At 60.8% G+C, this 19509-nt stretch carries 20 protein-coding genes and 2 pseudogenes; 15 read left to right on the top strand and 7 right to left on the bottom strand.

Features of this window, described 5'->3' with window-relative positions; genetic code table 11:
- Positions 1-92 precede the first annotated feature (92 nt).
- Positions 93-1244, bottom strand: coding sequence for a DnaJ C-terminal domain-containing protein (locus tag ACZ9DP_RS30605; RefSeq protein ID WP_476204530.1), 1152 nt, complete (start codon positions 1242-1244; stop codon positions 93-95).
- Between the two features lie 255 nt (positions 1245-1499).
- The gene (locus tag ACZ9DP_RS30600; protein WP_476204529.1) at positions 1500-1958 is read right to left on the bottom strand and encodes an RT0821/Lpp0805 family surface protein; all 459 of its coding nucleotides are present in this window, start codon (positions 1956-1958) and stop codon (positions 1500-1502) included.
- Between the two features lie 66 nt (positions 1959-2024).
- On the opposite strand from ACZ9DP_RS30600, the gene pdxH reads away from it, so the two are divergent.
- On the top strand, positions 2025-2645 hold the full coding sequence (gene pdxH / locus ACZ9DP_RS30595; protein WP_039844182.1) for a pyridoxamine 5'-phosphate oxidase: 621 nt from the start codon (positions 2025-2027) through the stop codon (positions 2643-2645).
- 4 nt (positions 2646-2649) lie between these two features.
- On the opposite strand, the gene ACZ9DP_RS30590 is transcribed toward pdxH, so the two are convergent.
- Positions 2650-3696, bottom strand: a complete 1047-nt coding sequence (locus tag ACZ9DP_RS30590) for a polysaccharide deacetylase family protein (protein ID WP_476204528.1) — start codon at positions 3694-3696, stop codon at positions 2650-2652.
- 220 nt (positions 3697-3916) lie between these two features.
- Here ACZ9DP_RS30590 and ACZ9DP_RS30585 point away from each other — a divergent pair, with 220 nt between their 5' ends.
- Together ACZ9DP_RS30585 and ACZ9DP_RS30580 are read left to right on the top strand one after the other, a co-directional pair.
- The gene (locus ACZ9DP_RS30585; protein WP_476204527.1) at positions 3917-5185 is read left to right on the top strand and encodes a serine hydrolase; all 1269 of its coding nucleotides are present in this window, start codon (positions 3917-3919) and stop codon (positions 5183-5185) included.
- A gap of 74 nt (positions 5186-5259) precedes the next feature.
- The gene (locus ACZ9DP_RS30580) at positions 5260-5559 is read left to right on the top strand and encodes a pyrophosphohydrolase domain-containing protein (protein ID WP_239595187.1); all 300 of its coding nucleotides are present in this window, start codon (positions 5260-5262) and stop codon (positions 5557-5559) included.
- Positions 5560-5667: 108 nt separating this feature from the next.
- Here ACZ9DP_RS30580 and ACZ9DP_RS30575 read toward each other — a convergent pair whose 3' ends face one another.
- The 3 genes from ACZ9DP_RS30575 to ACZ9DP_RS30565 all read right to left on the bottom strand — a co-directional run bounded on the left by ACZ9DP_RS30575 (position 5668) and on the right by ACZ9DP_RS30565 (position 8306).
- Entirely contained in the window at positions 5668-6156 is a 489-nt protein-coding gene (locus ACZ9DP_RS30575) for a GNAT family N-acetyltransferase (RefSeq protein WP_074066895.1), read from the bottom strand.
- 16 nt (positions 6157-6172) lie between these two features.
- Positions 6173-7588, bottom strand: a complete 1416-nt coding sequence (gene tldD / locus ACZ9DP_RS30570; RefSeq protein WP_194729141.1) for a metalloprotease TldD — start codon at positions 7586-7588, stop codon at positions 6173-6175.
- Between the two features lie 76 nt (positions 7589-7664).
- Positions 7665-8306: an invasion associated locus B family protein gene (locus ACZ9DP_RS30565; RefSeq protein WP_476204526.1), complete on the bottom strand. Its 642-nt coding sequence runs from the start codon at positions 8304-8306 to the stop codon at positions 7665-7667.
- A 341-nt stretch (positions 8307-8647) separates the two neighbouring features.
- Here ACZ9DP_RS30565 and coxB point away from each other — a divergent pair, with 341 nt between their 5' ends.
- The 6 genes from coxB to ACZ9DP_RS30535 all read left to right on the top strand — a co-directional run bounded on the left by coxB (position 8648) and on the right by ACZ9DP_RS30535 (position 13966).
- Complete coding sequence (gene coxB, locus ACZ9DP_RS30560) at positions 8648-9538, top strand: cytochrome c oxidase subunit II (protein WP_194729142.1); 891 nt, start codon at positions 8648-8650, stop codon at positions 9536-9538.
- 18 nt (positions 9539-9556) lie between these two features.
- The gene (ctaD, locus tag ACZ9DP_RS30555; protein ID WP_476204525.1) at positions 9557-11254 is read left to right on the top strand and encodes a cytochrome c oxidase subunit I; all 1698 of its coding nucleotides are present in this window, start codon (positions 9557-9559) and stop codon (positions 11252-11254) included.
- Positions 11255-11320: 66 nt separating this feature from the next.
- A complete protein-coding gene (locus tag ACZ9DP_RS30550; protein WP_022716478.1) occupies positions 11321-12277 on the top strand; it encodes a heme o synthase in 957 nt (318 codons plus the stop codon).
- Positions 12277-12414 carry a hypothetical protein gene (locus ACZ9DP_RS30545; protein WP_022716477.1) on the top strand — a complete coding sequence of 46 codons (138 nt, stop codon included), beginning with the start codon at positions 12277-12279 and terminating at the stop codon, positions 12412-12414. Before ACZ9DP_RS30550 ends, ACZ9DP_RS30545 begins: the two co-directional genes overlap by 1 nt.
- A gap of 4 nt (positions 12415-12418) precedes the next feature.
- Positions 12419-13027, top strand: coding sequence for a cytochrome c oxidase assembly protein (locus ACZ9DP_RS30540; RefSeq protein ID WP_194729144.1), 609 nt, complete (start codon positions 12419-12421; stop codon positions 13025-13027).
- A gap of 60 nt (positions 13028-13087) precedes the next feature.
- The gene (locus tag ACZ9DP_RS30535) at positions 13088-13966 is read left to right on the top strand and encodes a cytochrome c oxidase subunit 3 (RefSeq protein ID WP_074070190.1); all 879 of its coding nucleotides are present in this window, start codon (positions 13088-13090) and stop codon (positions 13964-13966) included.
- Positions 13967-14022: 56 nt separating this feature from the next.
- Here the strand turns inward: ACZ9DP_RS30535 and ACZ9DP_RS30530 are convergent, their stop codons facing one another.
- The gene (locus ACZ9DP_RS30530) at positions 14023-14664 is read right to left on the bottom strand and encodes a chloramphenicol phosphotransferase CPT family protein (RefSeq protein WP_283071042.1); all 642 of its coding nucleotides are present in this window, start codon (positions 14662-14664) and stop codon (positions 14023-14025) included.
- Between the two features lie 127 nt (positions 14665-14791).
- Here ACZ9DP_RS30530 and ACZ9DP_RS30525 point away from each other — a divergent pair, with 127 nt between their 5' ends.
- The 6 genes and pseudogenes from ACZ9DP_RS30525 to ACZ9DP_RS30500 all read left to right on the top strand — a co-directional run bounded on the left by ACZ9DP_RS30525 (position 14792) and on the right by ACZ9DP_RS30500 (position 19452).
- Positions 14792-15175, top strand: coding sequence for a DUF983 domain-containing protein (locus ACZ9DP_RS30525; RefSeq protein ID WP_476204524.1), 384 nt, complete (start codon positions 14792-14794; stop codon positions 15173-15175).
- On the top strand, positions 15168-15923 hold the full coding sequence (locus tag ACZ9DP_RS30520; protein ID WP_239595179.1) for an SURF1 family protein: 756 nt from the start codon (positions 15168-15170) through the stop codon (positions 15921-15923). The genes ACZ9DP_RS30525 and ACZ9DP_RS30520 overlap by 8 nt, the downstream gene beginning before the upstream one ends.
- A gap of 62 nt (positions 15924-15985) precedes the next feature.
- The gene (gene ispH, locus ACZ9DP_RS30515; protein WP_074066905.1) at positions 15986-16990 is read left to right on the top strand and encodes a 4-hydroxy-3-methylbut-2-enyl diphosphate reductase; all 1005 of its coding nucleotides are present in this window, start codon (positions 15986-15988) and stop codon (positions 16988-16990) included.
- Positions 16991-17215: 225 nt separating this feature from the next.
- A pseudogene (locus tag ACZ9DP_RS30510) lies at positions 17216-18182 on the top strand (homoserine kinase).
- Entirely contained in the window at positions 18179-18619 is a 441-nt protein-coding gene (rnhA, locus tag ACZ9DP_RS30505; RefSeq protein ID WP_074066907.1) for a ribonuclease HI, read from the top strand. Before ACZ9DP_RS30510 ends, rnhA begins: the two are co-directional and overlap by 4 nt.
- 24 nt (positions 18620-18643) lie before the next feature.
- Positions 18644-19452: pseudogene (locus tag ACZ9DP_RS30500) on the top strand (endonuclease/exonuclease/phosphatase family protein).
- Positions 19453-19509 lie beyond the last annotated feature (57 nt).

Below are 19509 nucleotides of genomic sequence, written 5' to 3'. Positions count from 1 at the left end.
TGCCTATGGCATAGGCCGTTAATCGGTTCAAGATTGCGGGCAATCATCAACTGTTAGGGATCGTAACAAAGGGTGCGCTTGTCACGAAAATTTCACAGAAACAGCCCTTCGCGCATGCTTCTCATGAGATCCGTGACCTTATCATCCGGCTTTTCCCACAACATAATGCGTAGCTCGACGATCAGATCGCCCTTTCCGCCTGTGTCGTCGGGCAGGCCCTGGCCGGAGATTCGGATCGTCTTGTCGGATCCTGACCAGGGGGGAACGGTGACGTCGACCGGCCCGTTCGGTCCGTCGATGCGCGCTTCGGTTCCAAGGACGGCATTCTCGATCGTCACCGGCAGCACGGTACGCAGGTCGAAGCCGTCGACGGTGAAACGCGCATCGGATGCGATGTGGATGCTGACGACCGTGTCGCCTCGCTGCATGTTCGGCAGCTTGTAGCCTTGGCTCTTCAGCCGGACCTGATGGCCCTCCCGTGTCCCGGCCGACAACGCGAAGCTTGCCTCGCGGCCCTCGGCGAGCTGCACCGTGGTCCAGCTGCCCTTCAATATGTCCTCGATCGTGACCGTTACCTGCGCGAATTGATCCGGGGCCTTTTCCGGTGCGGGCGCGCTGCCGGTAAAGCGGCGCACAAGCGATGTCAGTATGCTCAAGGGCTGAAGTAGGCCGCCAGCGGCCGCAACCGTCTCCGTGCTTTCTTCCTCGGGCTTTACAGCTTCCGCTTCGAGTTTGCCGGCCTCCGTCTCTGTCCGCTTGCCGGCATTTGCCTGTGGATGAGCCGTCGCGCCGGCGCTTGCAGCCTTGGCCTGCGCGCCAAAAATGCGCTCGACCATGTCTTCGGCGGATTCCGGGCTGACGTGCTGCTGTTTTGCCGCCTCGGCGGCGGCCTTCGCCGCCTTCTGCGCGTTGGCGCGGGCGAGTTCTTCCATCACGCGTTCGGCATTCGCCTGCGCGGCCTTCGCCCTGACTGCCGCCTCGCGGGCCGCCTGGCGCTGCTGCATGATCGTCTCGCCGTTCATTCGCGCCTCTGCCATCCGTGCGGCCGTATCGAAAAGGCTGCGCTTCTTGGGGTCCTTCAATGTCTCATAGGCACGACCGACCTCGGCGAAACGAGCCGTTGCCGTCGGATCGCCCTGGTTGTGATCCGGATGAACGGCCTTGGCCATGTTGCGCCAGGCCGCCTTGATCTCGTCTGTCCCCGCGTTCTGAGGAACGCCCAAAATCTTGTAAGGATCGCGCATTTAATAACCGCCGGTGTTGCGATGCGGCGTGCCTGTCCTTGCCCAGCACCCCGAAGCCCAATGACAACTCTCCGCGCGCCTTCCGGTCCATTTCAGAAAAACCGGAACACGCGTCTATGAGCCGATCGTGCGTCAGAGTTACTAATCAGTCCTTATTTTTCGGGGAGGGGAATGCGGCTTTCGCCGCAAATGGTTAGCTTTCTGCTAAGCATTGCGGCTGCGGTCCGGCTGCGATTAATCATGTCTTGAAGCGGGTCAGCCTTCCGGCTGGAAGCTCAGCAGTTGCCAGTTGCCGCCGCCGACGAGGCAGGTCTTGCCGTAGAATTTGGCAATGCCCGCATAGGAGTGCCGCGTCGTGCGGAACCGGCGGCAGACCTGGCCCTGATCGTTGTTTTCGACGATCGTGTCGATGACGCCGGCGCTGCCGGTGGAGGAATTCGCCCAGGGCAGCGGCTGGCCGGCCATTCTCTGGATGTCGGCAGAGGTGACCGCGTTGCGAACCGTCATTTCGTCGGAAAGCGTATCGGTGCTCGGCGGCGTCTGCGGCACGGTTCCGGTGGCAACCGAACGGTCCACCTTCGAATCGCTCAGGAAGTCAAAACCGCCCGTCATGCAGCCAGAAAGCGGCAGCATCGCCGCGCCGATGACGAACAACATGGCACAACGGCACAGCAGGCCCTTTGTATGGCGATTTGACTTTGCTATGACTTCCACCCTGCGTCCTGTCCAGTCGTGAAAAGCTGGGCATGAAACCAATAAACCCGGGGCATTTGAGCTAATATGTCGGCAAATGAGTTAATAAGCGGTGACTTCACCGAGCGCGACGAGCCGTTCAAGCTTTTCGCGGAATGGCTAAAAGATGCCGAGGGTTCCGAGATAAACGATCCGAATGCGGTAGCGCTTGCGACGGTCGATGAAGATGGCCTTCCCAATGTCCGCATGGTTCTCCTGAAGGGATTCGATAGCGACGGATTCGTCTTCTACACCAATTTCGAGAGTCAGAAAGGCCGCGAAATCTTGGGGCAGAAAAAAGCGGCCATGTGTTTTCACTGGAAAACGCTGCGACGGCAAGTGCGCGTGCGCGGTCCTGTGGAAATCGTGACCGAGGAGGAAGCCGACGCTTATTTCCAGACGCGCGCCCGCGGCAGCCGCATCGGCGCCTGGGCATCCAAGCAGTCCCGTCCGCTGGAAAGCCGTTTTGCGCTGGAAAGAGCCGTGGCCGAATATACGGCGCGTTATGCCATCGGCGAAATCCCGCGGCCGCCCTACTGGTCGGGTTTCCGCATCAAGCCGGTTTCGATCGAATTCTGGAAGGACCAAAACTTCCGCCTGCACGACCGCATCGAATTCCGCCGCAAGGCCCCGGAAGGCGATTGGCAAAAGATCAGGATGTATCCTTAAGCGGTTAACGGCCCATCAGCTTCAGCGGGATGCCGGAGGCGAGTGCCGAGACATAGCGCGGCTTCTGATAAAAGCCATTGAGAGAGAGCCGCGGCAGATAGGTGGTGCTGCCAGGCAGGTCCGGCCGCATGACGCCCGGCCGGGTCGTCACCGCGACCTTGAACCTGAGTTCGGCTGCGATTGCCGCCTCGCGACGGGTTGCTGCTTCGGGTGTGCCATATGGGAATGCGAAGGTTTCCGGCCGTTTGCCGGTAATCGCCTCTACATGGTCGGCGGAAAGCGCCATTTCCTCCCGTGCTTCGGCTTCCGGAAGCCGCGCGAGCGCGCGGTGGCTGACCGTATGGGCGCCGATGGAGGCGAGGGGGCTTGCGTCGAGAAGATTGAGTTCCGCCGCGCCCATCACGAGATCGTCGACGAGTTCGGCCGGATCGATCTCATGGTGACGGGCGAGCGCATCGATCTTCGCAACCGCCGAGGCCTCGTCGGTGCCGTGGACATGGGCTGCGAACCGCGAGAATGCCGCATGCTGATCGGCCAATGTGAAAAGCGTGATGCTCTCTTCGCCTCCGCCGAAATCGAAGTGGACCTTTTCGGCCTTCCGCAGGACGGCGGCAAGCGTCTCCCACCAGATCGTGTGCGTGCGTTCCGTCAGGCCCTTTGCCACGAACACGGTAAAGGGTGCCTCGTGCTTCTCGAAGATCGGATAGGCGTGAACGAGGTTGTTGCGGTAGCCGTCGTCCAGGCTAAAGGCTGCAAAGGGCTGGTCGCCGGCCGGTCCGGAAAGCAATGCCGGAATCTCGTCCAGCGCGACGAAACGGTACCCGTCATGCGCAAGCCGCGTCAGTGCCGCATCGAGAAATGCCGGCGTGATTTCGAGGTGTGCATTCGGCTCGAAAGCATGTGGCTCGTGCGGCCTGACATGATGCAGGGTGAAGATCGCGCCGCGCCCGCGCGCGCCGCGCATGAGCCGAAGAGCAGCGATGAGATGCGCAGCTTCGAGCCCGCCGGTAATGGCGATCCGTTTCGCGCGACTTTTCCACAGCCTGTGCATTCCGCCTCCCTGAAGACGGGCGAACCTATCAATTATGGTGTTAAGCGTTGTTGAACGTTGCATTTTCGGGTGAAATCTTTACGTTCCGTTCACCAAGAGCAAAGAAAACTCAAAAAATCAGTGTCCGTTGCGTCAAAGTCGCGCCAGATTAGCGGCTTCTGTCGCAGAACGGGACATATTTTGACTTCGCCGCAGTCGGCACTTGTATTGAGGGGACTTCATGAAAAGGTTGTTGGCCGCATTTCTAGCTGTGACGCTTGCCGTTTCGGCACCGATCGCGGCCATGGCCGGCAGCGCCTCCCTCATCCTCGATGCCAGGACAGGCAAGGTTCTCGCGTCCGAGAACGGTGATGTGCTGAACCACCCGGCGTCGCTCACCAAGATGATGACGCTCTACCTCACCTTCGAGGCGCTGAACCGCGGCAAGATCACTTGGGACACGCCGATCGTCATGTCGAAATACGCATCCAGCCGCCCGCCGACAAAGCTCGGCGTGAAGGCGGGCGGAACGATCACCGTGCGCGAAGCCGTCTATGGGATGATCGTTAAATCCGCGAATGATGCCGCGGCCGCGGTGGGCGAAACGCTCGCGGGCTCCGAAAGCAACTTCGCCCGCGTAATGACGCAGAAGGCCCGTCAGCTCGGCATGAACCGTACCGTCTTTTATAACGCTTCCGGCCTGCCGGATAAGCGGCAGGTGACGACGGCCCGCGACATGTCCACCCTTGGCGTCGCGCTGCTCAAACACTATCCGAGGGAATACCGGCTCTTTTCGATGACGGCGTTCACCTTCCGCGGCAAAACCATCCGCGGACATAACAACCTGATGGTTCGCTACCAGGGTATGGACGGCATCAAAACGGGTTACACGAACGCCTCGGGTTTCAATCTCGTGAGCGCCGTGCGCGATGGCAACCGCCGCGTCGTCGGCGTCGTTCTCGGCGGCCGCACGGCCCGCAGCCGCGATGCCCAGATGGCGGCACTACTCGACAAGTATCTCGGCCGCGCTTCCAGCGGCGGCAGGCTGCTTGCAAGCGTCGGCGCCAAGCAGCCGGTCGAAGTCGCCTCCGCCGCCGCCGATACGGATGCGCCGCTTGCAGCCGACGCGCCACGAAGCGAAGGCGAAACCGGCAACGCTCCTTTCGCGCTCGGTTACTCTGACACGGCAGCCGTTCCCTTGGAGCGTCCGGCAGCACTTGAGGAAATGGCCAATGCTGGCAAGCCGCAGCCGTCGACCCGCGGCTGGCAGATCCAGATTTCCGCCGCTCCAAGCGCCGATGCCGCCCGTGCGCTGCTTGCGCAGGCAAAGTCCGCAGGCGGCACGGCGCTGAAATCCGCAACGCCCTATACGGAAGCCTTCGGCACCGGCGCCAATGCCATCTACCGCGCCCGCTTCGTCGGGTTCGAAAGCGAGCAGGCCGCCACCGCCGCCTGCGAAGCCCTCAAGAAGCGCTCCTACGACTGCGTGCTGCTCGCCAACCAAGGCTAAGCTCCGAACACCCTTCGCTGGACAATCCGGACGAATCGGCATTCTCCTGTTTTGGATACAAAAGGAGAACGCCGATGCTTGCCGATCTCGCGGAAAAGTTCGAATCCTCTTCCCGCCGTTATGCTGAAGTGAATGGCATCGAAAGAGATCCGGACTGGTATCTCCTGAAGCTGCAGGAAGAAATGGGCGAACTCACGCAGGCCTGGAACCGCGTGAGCGGCAGAGGGCGCCCGAAAGGCAAGGCGCCGGACGAACTGAAGCAGGACCTCGCCGACGAAACGGCCGACATGCTCGGCCACATCCTGCTTTTCGCCCGCCAAAATGGCATTGACCTCGCACGAGCGATCGAGCGCAAGTGGCTGTTTAGGCCGTGAGCTCTTATGTTCGTTTCAGGGAAGTCGCCTTGCCACGCCGCAAGCTCTCGGCGATCCACCACCCGCACTGTTCTTCGGTATAAGACGGCGCTCCCCGGTGGACGATCGCTAGACTGCCCTCCGGTAGAACTTGTTGTCCACGGCCATCAAGGGGAAGGAGCGAGGAAGGTCGCCGCGCTTGATCTCAGTGAAGCCGTTCTTCTCGTAAAAGCGATGCGCTGCCAGGAACCTGTCGGTCGTGCCGAGGAAGATCTCGAGAATGCCGTGTGCTTTGGCATGGGTAAAGAGCGTGTCGAGCAGCCTTGCGGCAACGCCGTGCCGCGGGCCACGCACGGGCGCGGCGACGAACATCTTGCGGAGCGCTGCCCGGTTGTTGCCGATATCCTTGAGGCCGATCGTGCCGACGATGACGCCGTCAAGCTCCGCGACCCAGAACTGGCCTTTGCCGGACTGGTAGAAATCCGGGATGACCTGTAGATCCGGTTGGTCGTCGGCTGTGATCGCGAAGCCGAATTCGTCGCGCTGGATCGGCAGGATGACCGAAAAGACGCCATCGATGTCAGGGGCGGCGAAGGGTCTGATCTCGATCTCGCTCATCGCCACCTCCGGATCCTTAGGCTTTCGTGCCGCCGACGGTCACCTGGTCCATGCGCAGATGCGGCTGTCCGACGCCGACCGGAACCCACTGCCCGGCCTTGCCGCAATTGCCGATGCCGGTGTCGAGCTTCATATCGTTGCCGATCATCGAGACGCGCTTCATCGCATCCGGGCCGTTGCCGATCAGCATCGCGCCCTTGATTGGTGCGCCTATTTTACCGTTCTCGATGAGGTAAGCCTCGGTGCAGCCGAAGACGAACTTGCCGGAGGTGATGTCCACCTGGCCACCGCCGAAGGAGACGGCATAGATGCCCTTCCTCACGGAAGCGATGATCTCTTCGGGCGTCTTGTCGCCGCCGAGCATGTAGGTGTTGGTCATGCGTGGCATCGGCACATGGGCATAGCCCTGGCGGCGGCCGTTGCCGGTCGGCTGCATGCCCATCAGCCGGGCGTTCTGGCGGTCCTGCATGTAGCCGACGAGCTTGCCGTTCTCGATGAGCACGTTGTAGCCGGAGGGCGTGCCCTCGTCGTCGATGGTGATCGAGCCGCGTCGGCTGTCGATCGTGCCGTCATCGACCACGGTGACGCCCGGTGCAGCCACCATCTGGCCAAGCAGGCCGGCGAAGGCCGAGGTCCTTTTGCGATTGAAATCGCCTTCGAGGCCATGGCCGACCGCTTCGTGCAGCATGACGCCCGGCCAGCCGGAGCCGAGAACGACATCCATTGTGCCGGCCGGCGCCTCGATCGCTTCGAGATTGACGAGTGCCTGACGAAGCGCCTCGTCGGCACCGTACTGCCAATTGCCCTCCGCAATAAAATCGCCGAAGCCGATGCGCCCGCCGCTGCCATAGGAGCCGCTTTCCTGCCGATCGCCTTTCCCGACGATGACGGAGATGTTGATGCGCGTCATCGGGCGGATATCGCGAACGCGATGACCATCGGCGCGCAGGATATCGACAACCTGCCAGCTTGCGGCGACCGACGCCGTCACCTGGCGCACCTTGTCGTCCTTGCCGCGCAGGTATGCGTCGATATCGGTCAGGACTTTAACCTTCTCTTCAAAGGTTGGCGAGCCGATCGGGTTCTCGTCGCCGTAGAATTTCTTGTTGGTGCGCTGGGGCGCTGCGGCGTAGCTGCCGGAATAGCCCTTCGTGACCGCTCCGACGGCCTCTGCCGCCCGCTTTAGCGCCGCAACCGAAAGATCGCCTGCATGCGCGTAGCCGACCGCTTCGCCGGCGACGGCGCGAAGGCCGAAACCCTGCTCGGTATTGAAGCTTCCGCCCTTGAGGCGGCCATTGTCGAACATCAGCGATTCCGCCTGCGCATGCTCGATGAAGAGCTCGCCGTCATCGGAGCCGGAAAGCGCCTCGGCAACGTGTTTGCGCATCGTCGTTTCGTCGGCGTCGAACAGCGTCAGCAGGTCGGTATTCATAGTCGTATTCTCCGCTTCGAAGCAGAAACGCTTCCAGGCCGATGTAGGTCCGCAGAGCTGTTCGAGCAAGCCCTTATCAGGGCAGGGTGTCGTAGCCTTCTGCAAAGCCCTTGAGGTCGACCGGAATGCCGATGCCTTCTTCGGGCGTCTGGAAGACTATGAAAGTGGCGCTGGTGCCGCTGCGGAATGTCTTCAGCAGCTCGTCCTCGAGCACGACTTCGGCGTAGCAGCCGTCGGCAAAGCAGCGCACGAAATAGGCGCGGCCGATGTCCTTGCCGTCGACATTGAGGCCGAGGCCGTTCGGCAGCAGGACACCGAGCGGGGCCAGAACGCGGAGGATCTTCGACTTGCGGTCGGCGGTCTTCAGCACGACGACCGAGAGGCCGACCTCCGGCCGGTCTTCGGCAATCACGTTCTGCATCAGCGCGCATTGCTCGGCCGAAGCGCCAGCCGGCTTGTCGCAGACGACCGACCAAGCGCCGTGGTTGGACTTCACGGTTCCGGGGGCCTGCGGTTGGCTTTGTCCGGGCGTTGCCTGCTGCGGGCGATCCGCTTGCGCTGGTGCCGTCTGTGCCGGGGCCGGTTGCTGGGCAGGCGGCTTCGGTTGCTGGGCAGGCGGCTTCGGCGCAGGCTGCTGCTGGGCAAATACGGGGGTTGTCGCCGCGGCTGCGATGCTGGTGATCAGAATAAGCGACCGCGCGAGGGAACGGAAACCCATGGAAACCTCTGGAATTCGAATCAGTGCCGCTATTGTTGAAGGCCGCCATCGGAAATGAAAAGCCCCGCCCCGTCAAAACCGGGGGACTACGGCAGAAATAGGACCTTTCGCCGATATTGTCGGGAGGGCGGATTGGTTACAGCCGGTCTTTTTCATATGACCATGAAAATCTTCAGCAATGTTTTGCCCTGGCTGCGGAATTTGACTTTAGGCAAAAATGCCGCATAGACAATCGCTCTGGCCTGTTGCGGTAGATGGCAAACTGTGGTTTGAAGCGCTGAAGATGGCAAGGATTCTGCGTTCGATTTGTGGCAGATCAAGCGCTCGAGGGAGATACTAAGGTGATTAAGAAGGCTTATGCAGCACTGGCCGCGCTGGTCTGTCTGCTTTTTGCTTCCGGCAGTTTTGCCGATCAGCCGCTGCCGTGGCAGGCAACGCTGCAGCCGGCGGCAACGCCGATCATGCGGGAAATCCGCTGGTTCGAACAATATACGCTGTGGTTCATCGTTCCGATCACGCTTTTCGTTCTCGTGCTGCTGATCGTCGCCTGTTTCAAGTTCCGCGCCAGCGCAAATCCGGTGCCTTCGAAGACGAGCCACAACACGCTGATCGAAGTCATCTGGACCGTCGGACCGGTTCTCGTTCTTCTCTTCCTTGCCGTTCCGTCGTTCAACCTTTTGACGGCGCAGCTCACCCTACCGGAAAACCCGGATGTCACGCTGAAAGCGACGGCCACCCAGTGGCAGTGGAATTACGAATACGCAGGCACCGGCGAGACGCCGCTCACCTTCGATTCCTTCCTGCTCAAGGATCCAGATCGCGCAGCTGCCGGCAAGTCCGACCTCGCCACCTATCCGCGTCTGCTCGCCGTCGACAACGAAGTCGTTCTGCCGGTCAACAAGACGGTCCGGGTTCTCGTGACTGCTGCTCCGACCGACGTCATTCACGCTTTCGCCATGCCGTCCTTCGGCATCAAGATCGACGCCGTTCCCGGCCGTTTGAATGAAACCTGGTTCAAGACGGAGCGCGAAGGCCTGTTCTATGGCCAGTGTTCCGAGCTCTGCGGCAAGGACCACGCGTTCATGCCGATCGCGATCCGCGTCGTCTCCGAAGACAAGTACAAGCAGTGGCTGACGGCTGCCGCTTCTGATCTTCCTGGAGCCTACAAGGCTCTCATGGCTGCCACCGACGGTCCTGCAAAGACCGTCGACGTCGCCGAAAACGTTCAGTAATAGAAGGGGCTCGGGACAATGGCTGGACCTTCCGCTCACGATCATTCTCATGATCACTCGCATGACGCTCATGCGCATGACGATCATCACGACCACTCGCACAAGCCGAGCTTCGTCAACCGCTGGTTCTTTTCGACGAACCACAAGGACATCGGCACGCTCTACCTGATCTTCGCGATCATTGCCGGCATCGTCGGCGGCGCGCTCTCTGTTGCCATGCGCATGGAGCTTCAGGAGCCGGGCATCCAGATCTTCCACGGCCTGGCCTCGATGGTCTATGGTTACGAAGGCGACGCCGCCATCGACGGCGCCAAGCAGATGTTCAACATGTTCACGACTGCGCACGCGCTGATCATGATCTTCTTCATGGTCATGCCCGCGATGATCGGCGGTTTCGCCAACTGGATGGTGCCGATCATGATCGGTGCGCCGGACATGGCATTCCCGCGTCTGAACAACATTTCCTTCTGGCTGATCGTTCCTGCCTTCCTTTTGCTCGTGCTTTCGATGTTCGTCGAAGGCCCGGCGGGCGCTTACGGTGCCGGCGGCGGCTGGACGCTCTACCCGCCGCTTGCCACCTCCGGTATGCCCGGTCCGGCGGTCGATCTTGCGATCTTTGCGCTGCATGTCGCGGGAGCCTCCTCGATCCTCGGTGCGATCAACTTCATCACCACGATCCTGAATATGCGCGCTCCGGGCATGACGCTGCACAAGATGCCGCTCTTCGCCTGGGCCGTTCTGATCACGGCTTTCCTGCTGCTGCTCTCGCTGCCGGTTCTGGCAGGTGGCATCACCATGCTGCTCACCGATCGCAACTTCGGCACGTCGTTCTTCGCGCCGGAAGGCGGCGGCGATCCGATTCTTTACCAGCACCTGTTCTGGTTCTTCGGTCACCCGGAAGTCTACATCCTGATCCTGCCAGGTTTCGGCATGGTCAGCCACATCATCTCGACCTTCTCGCGCAAGCCGGTCTTCGGCTACCTTGGCATGGCATATGCCATGGTCGCGATCGGTGCCGTCGGCTTCGTCGTCTGGGCCCACCACATGTATACGGTCGGCCTGTCGCTCGATGCGCAGCGCTACTTCGTCTTCGCAACGATGGTCATCGCCGTTCCGACGGGCGTGAAGATCTTTTCGTGGATCGCAACGATGTGGGGCGGCTCGATCACCTTCCGCACGCCGATGATCTGGGCGATCGGCTTCATCTTCCTGTTCACGGTCGGCGGCGTGACGGGTGTTCAGCTCGCTAACGCCGGTCTCGACCGCTCGCTGCATGACACCTATTACGTCGTGGCTCATTTCCACTACGTTTTGTCGCTCGGTGCCGTCTTCGCCATCTTCGCAGGCTGGTACTACTGGTTCCCGAAGATGACCGGCTACATGTACAACGAGTTCGTCGGCAAGCTGCACTTCTGGGTCATGTTCATTGGGGTCAACCTGGTGTTCTTCCCGCAGCATTTCCTCGGCCTTGCTGGAATGCCGCGCCGTTACATCGACTATCCGGATGCATTTGCCGGCTGGAACTACGTTTCCTCGATCGGCTCCTACATCTCGGCCTTCGGCGTGCTGATCTTCCTCTTCGGCGTTTTCGAAGCCTTCGCCAGGAAGCGCGTCGCCGGCGACAATCCGTGGGGCGAGGGTGCCACGACGCTCGAATGGCAGCTGCGTTCGCCGCCGCCGTATCACCAGTGGGAACAGCTCCCGCGCATCAAGTAAGATGCTGATATTCCGGGCGCCGCATGCAAATGCGGCGTCCGGCCTTGAAGAATGCAGGACGGAAGAATGAGGGTCATAAACAATCACGAGGTACTTGTGAACGACGGCGAACATCTCCTGTCGGAAGCCAGTGCGCGCGATTATTTCGAGCTTCTGAAGCCGCGCGTCATGTCGCTCGTGGTCTTCACGGCTTTTGCTGGCCTCGTGCTGGCACCCGGCCACATCAATCCCGTGCTCGGCCTGATTTCGATCCTCTGCATTGCCATCGGCGCAGGCGCCTCGGGTGCGCTCAACATGTGGTACGATGCCGATATCGACGCCATCATGACCCGCACCGCGCGCCGCCCGATTCCGGCAGGTCGCATCACGCCGAAGGAAGCACTGGCCTTCGGCCTGATCCTCTCCTGTTTTTCGGTTGTCATCCTCGGCCTCGCGGTCAACTGGCTCTCGGCTTCGATCCTCGCCTTCACGATTTTCTTCTACGTCGTCATCTACACGATGTGGCTGAAGCGTTCGACGCCGCAGAACATCGTCATAGGCGGTGCCGCCGGCGCCTTCCCCCCGATGATTGGCTGGGCGTGCGTGACGAATTCGGTGACAATCGAAAGCACCGTCCTGTTTCTCATCATCTTCCTCTGGACGCCGGCGCATTTCTGGGCGCTCGCGCTGTTCAAGATGCGCGATTATGAGGCCGTCGGCGTGCCGATGCTGCCGAACGTATCTGGCGAGCGCGCCACCAAGCACCAGATCGTCGCCTATGCCGTATTGACGGCCGTGTGCGGCGTAGTTCCGTCCTTCCTCGGCTTTGCGAGCGCCGGATACGGTCTTGTCGCTGCATCGCTCGGCGCGGTCTTCATATACTGTTCCATCGCCGTCTGGCGCATGCCGGATGGCGATCCCAAGATGATCCCGGCGAAGAAGCTTTTTGCTTTCTCGATCTTTTATCTCTTCGCTATCTTTTCTGCCCTGTTGATAGACCGGCTCGCTTCCATGCTGGTCTCGCATGCAGGAGGTTTGCTCTGATGGAAACGGTCAAGCTCACTGAAGCGCAGCGCAAGTCGCGCCGCAACCGGAACATCGCTCTCGGCCTCGCGCTTGCTGGCCTTTGCGTTCTCTTCTACGCCATCACCATCGTGAAGTTCACCGGGCACGGAGGCTGAACCGATGAGCGATGCCGTAAACGCACACAACAAGCAGGGCCGCAACAACGGCGCCGTCGTCTTCATGTGCCTGAGCTTCGTCATCGGTATGACGGCGATGAGCTATGCCGCGGTTCCGCTCTACCGCATCTTCTGCCAGATGACGGGTTACAACGGCACCACCCAGCGCGTCGATCAGGCGTCGAGCGTCATCCTCGACCGCAAGATGCGCGTGACCTTCGACGCCAATGTGGCGTCGGGCCTGTACTGGGACTTCAAGCCGGTGCAGCGCGAGGTCAATCCGCGAATCGGCGAGACCATCCAGGTCAATTTCGTGGCGGAGAACAAGTCGAACGAGACGCAGCGCGGCCAGGCAGTCTTCAACGTGACGCCGGGCGAGGCGGGGGTCTACTTCAACAAGATCCAGTGTTTCTGCTTTACCGAAACGGATCTGAAGCCGGGCGAGACGCTTGAAATGCCCGTGGTGTTCTATATCGATCCGGATATTACCAAGGCCGTCGAGTCGAAAGACATCCACACGATTACGCTGTCATATACGTTCTACCCGAAAGAGGGACCGAAGCCGGTGGCTTCGAATGAGGGTAGAGCGCAGAAGGTTGAAAAGAAACTTTGATTGAGGATCGTTTCCGGCTATGCCGGAGGCGAAGCGAAGGAAGACATCCGGGGATCTGACATGGCCGATGCGCATCAGAAAAATCACGACTACCACATCATCGACCCAAGCCCGTGGCCGATTCTGGCGTCGCTTGGCGCCTTCATCGTAACATTCGGCGGCGTCGGCTATATGCGCTACCTGAACGGCGGTTCGCTGCACCTCTTTGGTGTCGAATGGGCCCAGCCCTGGCTGTTTTACATCGGCCTCGTACTGATCCTCTATGTCATGTACGGCTGGTGGGCCGATACGGTGAAGGAGGCTCATGAGGGTGCCCATACCCGCGTCGTCTCGCTGCATCTGCGCTACGGCATGATCATGTTCATCGCCTCGGAAGTGATGTTCTTCGTCGCCTGGTTCTGGGCCTATTTCGACGCCAGTCTCTTTGCGAATGAAGCGATCCAGGCGTCGCGCCTCGCATATACTGGTGGCCAGTGGCCGCCGAAGGGCATTGAGGTCCTCGATCCCTGGCACCTGCCGATCTACAACACCGTCATCCTGCTGCTGTCCGGCACGACGGTCACCTGGGCGCATCACGCGCTACTGCACAATGATCGCAAAGGTCTCATTCAGGGCCTGACGCTCACCGTCCTGCTCGGCGTCCTGTTTTCCGGCGTCCAGGCTTACGAGTACATGCACGCGCCCTTCGCATTCAAGAACTCGATCTACGGCGCCACCTTCTTCATGGCGACCGGCTTCCACGGTTTCCACGTGCAGATCGGAACGATCTTCCTGCTGGTCTGCCTGCTGCGCGCGCTGCGTGGCGACTTCACGCCGAAACAGCACTTCGGTTTCGAAGCCGCCGCCTGGTACTGGCATTTCGTCGACGTCGTCTGGCTCTTCCTGTTCTTCTGCATCTACGTCTGGGGCGGCTGGGGCGCTCCTGTCGCGGCAGGCTGATGGTCCGAAAGAAAATCAGAAAGGCGGGGGCCATCGGCGCCCGCCTTTTTTCATCGCTACCTTGAAGCAGCGATCCGCTCGAAGGCCGATGGCTCCGCAATTCCGAGATCGAGTTGGTGCCGGATCGCCTCGGCGCATTCATATGGCGTCAACACCGAGGTATCGAGCTCGAGATCGTAGATACCCGGCCTGTGCACCTCCTCCTGCCAGCGCCGCACGGGGTCTGGAACAGGGACCTCGCCATTGCCTCTTTCGTAAAGATTCTCGCGCCCGGGCTCGTCGATGTTGCGGCGCTTCATGATGACGTCGAGCGGGCAGCGCACACCGACGAAGAGAACCGGGAAACCTTCAAGCCGCCGGGCGCAATCGGTGAGAATCCCGAGCGGCTGCGAATAGGCGTCGTGATGACCGAGGTCGGCAACGACATTTAGCCCGAGCCCGGCATGGATGGCGATGGACTCGTAGAGTGCTGCGTAGAAGAACGGCACCAGTTCCTCAAGATCGGGGCGCTCGCCGCCGGGGCGAAGGCCGATGCCCGGCAGGTAGCGCGCCGGCGTCGCGGCATTGTAGATGTCGACGCCGAGGTTCATCCACGGTCCTTCGAACTGCTGCTGAACGGCTCTCGCGATCGTCGTCTTGCCGCTTCGCGGCGCCCCGTTCAGGATCACGATCTGGCCTGCAGGGTTCTCGTTGCTCATCAGCTTCTTCTTCTGTTTGACGCGAATCGCTGACGCGAAATCGCGCAGCTATTTCCTTTCGTCCTGCAGATACTTTATGGGAGAGTTAAGGCGCGGCTGAAAATGATCTCCGGCCGAAAGGAAGACGATGAGCGAAGACAGTGCATATTTTCCCCCTGTGGATCCCGTAAGGACCGGGATGCGGGGCTGCTGCCCGCGCTGCGGACAGGGAAAATTGTTCGATGGCGTGCTCGCGGTGAAGCCACGCTGTACCGCCTGCGGCCTCGACTATTCCTTTGCCGATTCCGGCGATGGCCCCGCCGTCTTCGTCATTCTCATCGTCGGCTTCATCATCATCGGCTCCGTGCTCTGGCTGGAGGTGAACTATTCGCCGCCGATCTGGCTGCACATTCTGCTGTTCGCTCCGTTGACGGTCGCTCTTTCGCTGGTGGCGCTGCGCTGGTGCAAGGGTATCCTGATCGCCATGCAATACCGCCACAATGCCCGTGAAGGACGCATTTCCAGTGACTGATATCCAGGCCGTGGCTGCACGTCGCAGGCTGCCGGTTTTCACCGGCATTGCCGTGCTGATTGCTCTCGCCATCCTCGTCTCGCTCGGCACGTGGCAGGTGGAGCGCCTGCATTGGAAGGAAGGGCTGATCGCCGATATTGCGCAGCGCCGCGCCTCGGCGCCGATGCCGCTCGCCGATATCGAGCGGATGCTCGCCTCGGGCGGCGACATCGAGTACCGGCCCGTCACGACGTCCGGCCGTTATGTGAACAACAAGGAGCGGCACTTCTTCGCCACCTGGCGCGGCCAGACGGGCTATTACATCTACACCCCGCTTGAGCTTGCCGGCGGACGCTACCTCTTCGTCAATCGCGGCTTCGTTCCTTTTGAGAACAAGGAGCCGGAAATGCGCATGCAGGGCCAACTGACCGGCGAGCAGACGGTCATCGGCCTGACGCGCAACAAGCTGCCTGGAAAGCCTTCCTGGCTCGTACCGGACAACGATGTCGCTAAGAACATCTTCTACTGGAAAGACCTCGACGTGATGGCCGCAAGCACCGGTCTCAACAAGGCGAGCGTCTTGCCCTTCTTCGTCGATGCCGATTCGACGCCCAACCCGAAAGGTCTGCCGATCGGCGGCGTCACCGACGTCGACCTGCCGAACAACCACCTGCAATATGCCTTTACTTGGTATGGCCTGGCGGCGGTGCTGGCCGTGATCGTTGCGATCTCGTGGTTCCGCGGGCGCGGCAAGCCGGCCTCGCAATAGTATCGCTTCAATTCCTTCTTATATTGGGCTAGACAGCCCTATCCCAGATTACCGGACATGACATGAACATAGCGGCGAAACCTCCATTGACGATCAGGCTTTGCGGACCGCGCGGCTTCTGCGCCGGCGTGGACCGCGCCATCCAGATCGTCGTGCTGGCGCTGAAATCCTATGGCGCCCCCGTCTATGTCCGCCACGAGATCGTACATAACCGCTACGTCGTCGAGGGACTGGAGGCCAAGGGCGCGGTCTTCGTTGAAGAACTCGATGAAATACCGGCGGAGCACCGCGCCCAGCCCGTCGTTTTTTCCGCACACGGCGTCCCGAAGTCCGTTCCCGAAGATGCGAACGCCCGCAATCTTTTCTACCTCGATGCCACCTGTCCGCTGGTTTCCAAGGTTCACAAGCAGGCGATGCGGCACAATCGCCTCGGCCGCCATGTCGTGCTGATCGGCCATGCTGGTCATCCGGAAGTCATCGGCACGATGGGTCAGCTTCCCGAGGGCTCGGTCTCGCTGATCGAGACGGTCGAAGACGCCGATGCCTATCAGCCTGCCGATCCCGACAATCTGGGCTACGTGACCCAGACGACGCTTTCGGTTGATGACACGGCCGGCGTGATTGCGCGTCTCGAGCAGCGTTTCCCGAAGCTGACGGCACCCGCCGCCGACTCGATCTGCTATGCCACGACCAACCGCCAGGAAGTGGTCAAGCAGGCCGCACCCGGCTGCGACCTCTTCATCATCGTCGGTGCGCCGAATTCCTCTAACTCCAAGCGCCTTGTCGAAGTCGCGCTGAGGGCAGGGGCAAAGATGTCGATCCTCGTGCAGCGCGCCGCTGAACTGGACTGGAACGAGATAGGTCCGATTTCGACGCTTGGCCTTTCCGCCGGTGCCTCCGCGCCGGAAGTGATCGTCAACGAGATCATCGAAGCCTTCCGGGCACGTTTCGACGCCAGGGTGGAGCTTGCCGAGACCGTGCAGGAAAACGAGCATTTCCTAGTCAACCGGGAACTGCGCAACATCGAGCTGACGACGGCCGACATGGCTTTTGTGAACGGGGATTAGAGGCTTGGATCGTGCCGCTTACCCTCCTCTGCCGTGCCGGGCATCCCCCCGGGGGAGATCGGCAGTAGCACCGTCTTCGGCAATCGCGACGAAGACGATAGATTGCAAGGCAAGACGCATGCTCTTAATCTCCCCCCTTGTGGGGGAGATGTCACGAAGTGACAAAGGGGGGTATCCCCATGCGTTTCATCACTCCCCTTAGCGTATTTGATGTGAGAGCCCTCCTTGGCAGTCTATACCGATATTTCAGAAGACGATTTGAAGTGGTTTTTGACGGAGTATGATGCCGGCACCCTGCTTTCCTACAAGGGGATTGCGGAAGGCGTCGAAAATTCCAACTTCCTGTTGCACACCACCAAAAAGCCGCTGATCTTGACGCTCTACGAAAAGCGCGTCGAAAAGGCCGACCTGCCGTTCTTCCTCGGTCTGATGCAGCATCTTGCCGACCGCGGCGTGTCCTGTCCGCTGCCGCTGCCGCGCAAGGACGGTGCGCTGCTCGGTACGCTTTCGGATCGACCGGCGGCGCTCATTTCTCTTCCTTGAAGGCATGTGGCTGAGGAAGCCCGAAGCCAAACATTGCCGCGAAGTCGGCAAGGCCCTGGCGCAGATGCATATCGCCGGCGAAGGTTTCGAACTGAAGCGGCCGAACGCGCTGTCGCTGGAGGGCTGGAAGTTGCTTTGGGATAAGTCCGAGGCGCGCGCCGACGAAGTCGAGAAGGGCTTGTTTGCCGAAATCCGGGGCGAGATCGATTTCCTCTCCGCCCACTGGCCGAAGGACCTTCCGGCCGGCGTCATTCATGCCGATCTCTTCCCCGACAACGTCTTCTTCCTCGGCGATGAGCTGTCCGGCCTGATCGATTTCTATTTCGCCTGCAACGATCTGCTTGCCTACGACGTCTCGATCATTCTCAACGCCTGGTGCTTTGAAAAGGACGGCGCCTACAACATCACCAAGGGCACGGCCATGTTGGAAGGCTACCGGAGTGTTCGGCCGCTCAACAGTGCCGAACTCGCAGCGCTTCCTGTGCTTGCGCGTGGTTCTGCGCTCCGCTTCTTCCTGACCCGCCTCTATGACTGGCTGACGACGCCGGAAGGCGCAATGGTTACCAAGAAGGACCCGCTCGAATACCTGCGCAAGCTGCGCTTCCACCGGCAGGTCGCATCGGCTGCCGAATACGGGCTTTCGCCATGAAGCACGTCGAGATTTTCACCGACGGCGCGTGCTCGGGCAATCCCGGTCCTGGCGGTTGGGGCGCAATCCTGCGTTATGGCGACATTGAAAAGGAACTCTCCGGCGGCGAGGCGGACACGACCAATAACCGCATGGAGTTGATGGCGGCGATTTCGGCGCTCTCGGCGCTGAAGACGCCCTGCGAGGTCGACCTCTACACCGACAGCGCCTACGTCAAGGACGGGATTTCCAAGTGGATTTTCGGCTGGAAGAAAAACGGCTGGAAGACCGCGGACAAGAAACCGGTGAAGAATGCCGAGCTCTGGCAGGCGCTGGAGGAAGCCCGCAACAAGCATAAAGTGACGCTCCACTGGATCAAGGGCCATGCCGGCCATCCGGAAAACGAGCGTGCCGACGAACTGGCGCGCATGGGCATGGCACCCTTCAAGAAGCGGTAGGGCGGCAAATCCGGGGAGGCGATATTGCGCATCATTTCGCTGAATGCCTGGGGCGGCAAGCTGCATCGGCCGCTGATGGACTATTTCCGGGCTGCTGAGGCGGACGTGCTCTGCCTCCAGGAGGTTACCCGTTCCGTCACCGTCAAGAGCGACTGGCTGGAATATCGCGATGGCAGCCACATCCTGCCGCAGCGCGCCAACCTCTTCGAGGAGATCAAGGCGGTTCTTCCGGAGCATGACGCCTTCTTCGCGCCGACGGCGAGAGGCGAGCTTTTTTTTTTGATGACGAAAACAGCGTGCCTTCGGAATTCGGTCTTGCGACGTTCGTGCGTCGGTCGGTTGCGGTCATCGGCCACGCCGCAGATTTCGTGCATGGCGATTTCTCAGCAGATAGCTACGGAGAGCATCCGCGCGCCCGCAACGCCCATGCCATCCGCCTTTTCGACTACGGGGCCGGTCAAGCGATCACGATCGCCCACCTGCATGGCCTGCGTGACATGGCCGGCAAGGGCGATACGCCCGCACGCCGGGGTCAAGCCGATGCGCTGGTCAGCCTGATCGGGCAGATCTGGCGCAAGGGCGAGCGTCTCGTCGTCTGCGGCGACTTCAACGTGCTGCCCGGAAGCGTCATGTTCGATGTGCTCGGTGGACTCGGCCTCACCGATCTCGTCACTTCCCGCGGCTTCACGGATACGAGAACATCGCACTATGCCAAAGACGGGCGCTTTGCGGACTATATGCTGGTGACGCCTGAAGTCGGCGTCGTGAGCTTCGACGTCGTAGGGGAACCGGAAGTGTCCGACCATCGGCCGCTCCTGCTGGACATTGGGTAGCCGTCAGCACGGCTGCCTCCAATATCGACGCCTCGTCGTTATTCAGAATATGAAACT

The sequence above is a fragment of the Rhizobium sp. USDA 4016 genome (assembly GCF_056279705.1).
The sequence above is the reverse complement of the archived record's forward strand: the minus strand, read 5'-3'. Positions and strand labels throughout refer to the sequence as shown.

Excerpts from the sequence above, each read along its gene's own strand:
- ACZ9DP_RS30590 (WP_476204528.1), bottom strand. The coding sequence starts at position 3,696 with ATGCACAGGCTGTGGAAAAGTCGCGCGAAACGGATCGCCATTACCGGC.
- ACZ9DP_RS30535 (WP_074070190.1), top strand. The coding sequence starts at position 13,088 with ATGGCCGATGCGCATCAGAAAAATCACGACTACCACATCATCGACCCA.
- tldD (WP_194729141.1), bottom strand. The coding sequence starts at position 7,588 with ATGAATACCGACCTGCTGACGCTGTTCGACGCCGACGAAACGACGATG.
- rnhA (WP_074066907.1), top strand. The coding sequence starts at position 18,179 with ATGAAGCACGTCGAGATTTTCACCGACGGCGCGTGCTCGGGCAATCCC.
- ACZ9DP_RS30550 (WP_022716478.1), top strand. The coding sequence starts at position 11,321 with ATGAGGGTCATAAACAATCACGAGGTACTTGTGAACGACGGCGAACAT.
- ACZ9DP_RS30525 (WP_476204524.1), top strand. The coding sequence starts at position 14,792 with ATGAGCGAAGACAGTGCATATTTTCCCCCTGTGGATCCCGTAAGGACC.
- ACZ9DP_RS30575 (WP_074066895.1), bottom strand. The coding sequence starts at position 6,156 with ATGAGCGAGATCGAGATCAGACCCTTCGCCGCCCCTGACATCGATGGC.
- ispH (WP_074066905.1), top strand. The coding sequence starts at position 15,986 with ATGAACATAGCGGCGAAACCTCCATTGACGATCAGGCTTTGCGGACCG.
- ACZ9DP_RS30540 (WP_194729144.1), top strand. The coding sequence starts at position 12,419 with ATGAGCGATGCCGTAAACGCACACAACAAGCAGGGCCGCAACAACGGC.
- ACZ9DP_RS30545 (WP_022716477.1), top strand. The coding sequence starts at position 12,277 with ATGGAAACGGTCAAGCTCACTGAAGCGCAGCGCAAGTCGCGCCGCAAC.
- ACZ9DP_RS30585 (WP_476204527.1), top strand. The coding sequence starts at position 3,917 with ATGAAAAGGTTGTTGGCCGCATTTCTAGCTGTGACGCTTGCCGTTTCG.
- ACZ9DP_RS30530 (WP_283071042.1), bottom strand. The coding sequence starts at position 14,664 with ATGAGCAACGAGAACCCTGCAGGCCAGATCGTGATCCTGAACGGGGCG.
- ACZ9DP_RS30605 (WP_476204530.1), bottom strand. The coding sequence starts at position 1,244 with ATGCGCGATCCTTACAAGATTTTGGGCGTTCCTCAGAACGCGGGGACA.
- ACZ9DP_RS30565 (WP_476204526.1), bottom strand. The coding sequence starts at position 8,306 with ATGGGTTTCCGTTCCCTCGCGCGGTCGCTTATTCTGATCACCAGCATC.
- ACZ9DP_RS30580 (WP_239595187.1), top strand. The coding sequence starts at position 5,260 with ATGCTTGCCGATCTCGCGGAAAAGTTCGAATCCTCTTCCCGCCGTTAT.
- pdxH (WP_039844182.1), top strand. The coding sequence starts at position 2,025 with ATGTCGGCAAATGAGTTAATAAGCGGTGACTTCACCGAGCGCGACGAG.
- ctaD (WP_476204525.1), top strand. The coding sequence starts at position 9,557 with ATGGCTGGACCTTCCGCTCACGATCATTCTCATGATCACTCGCATGAC.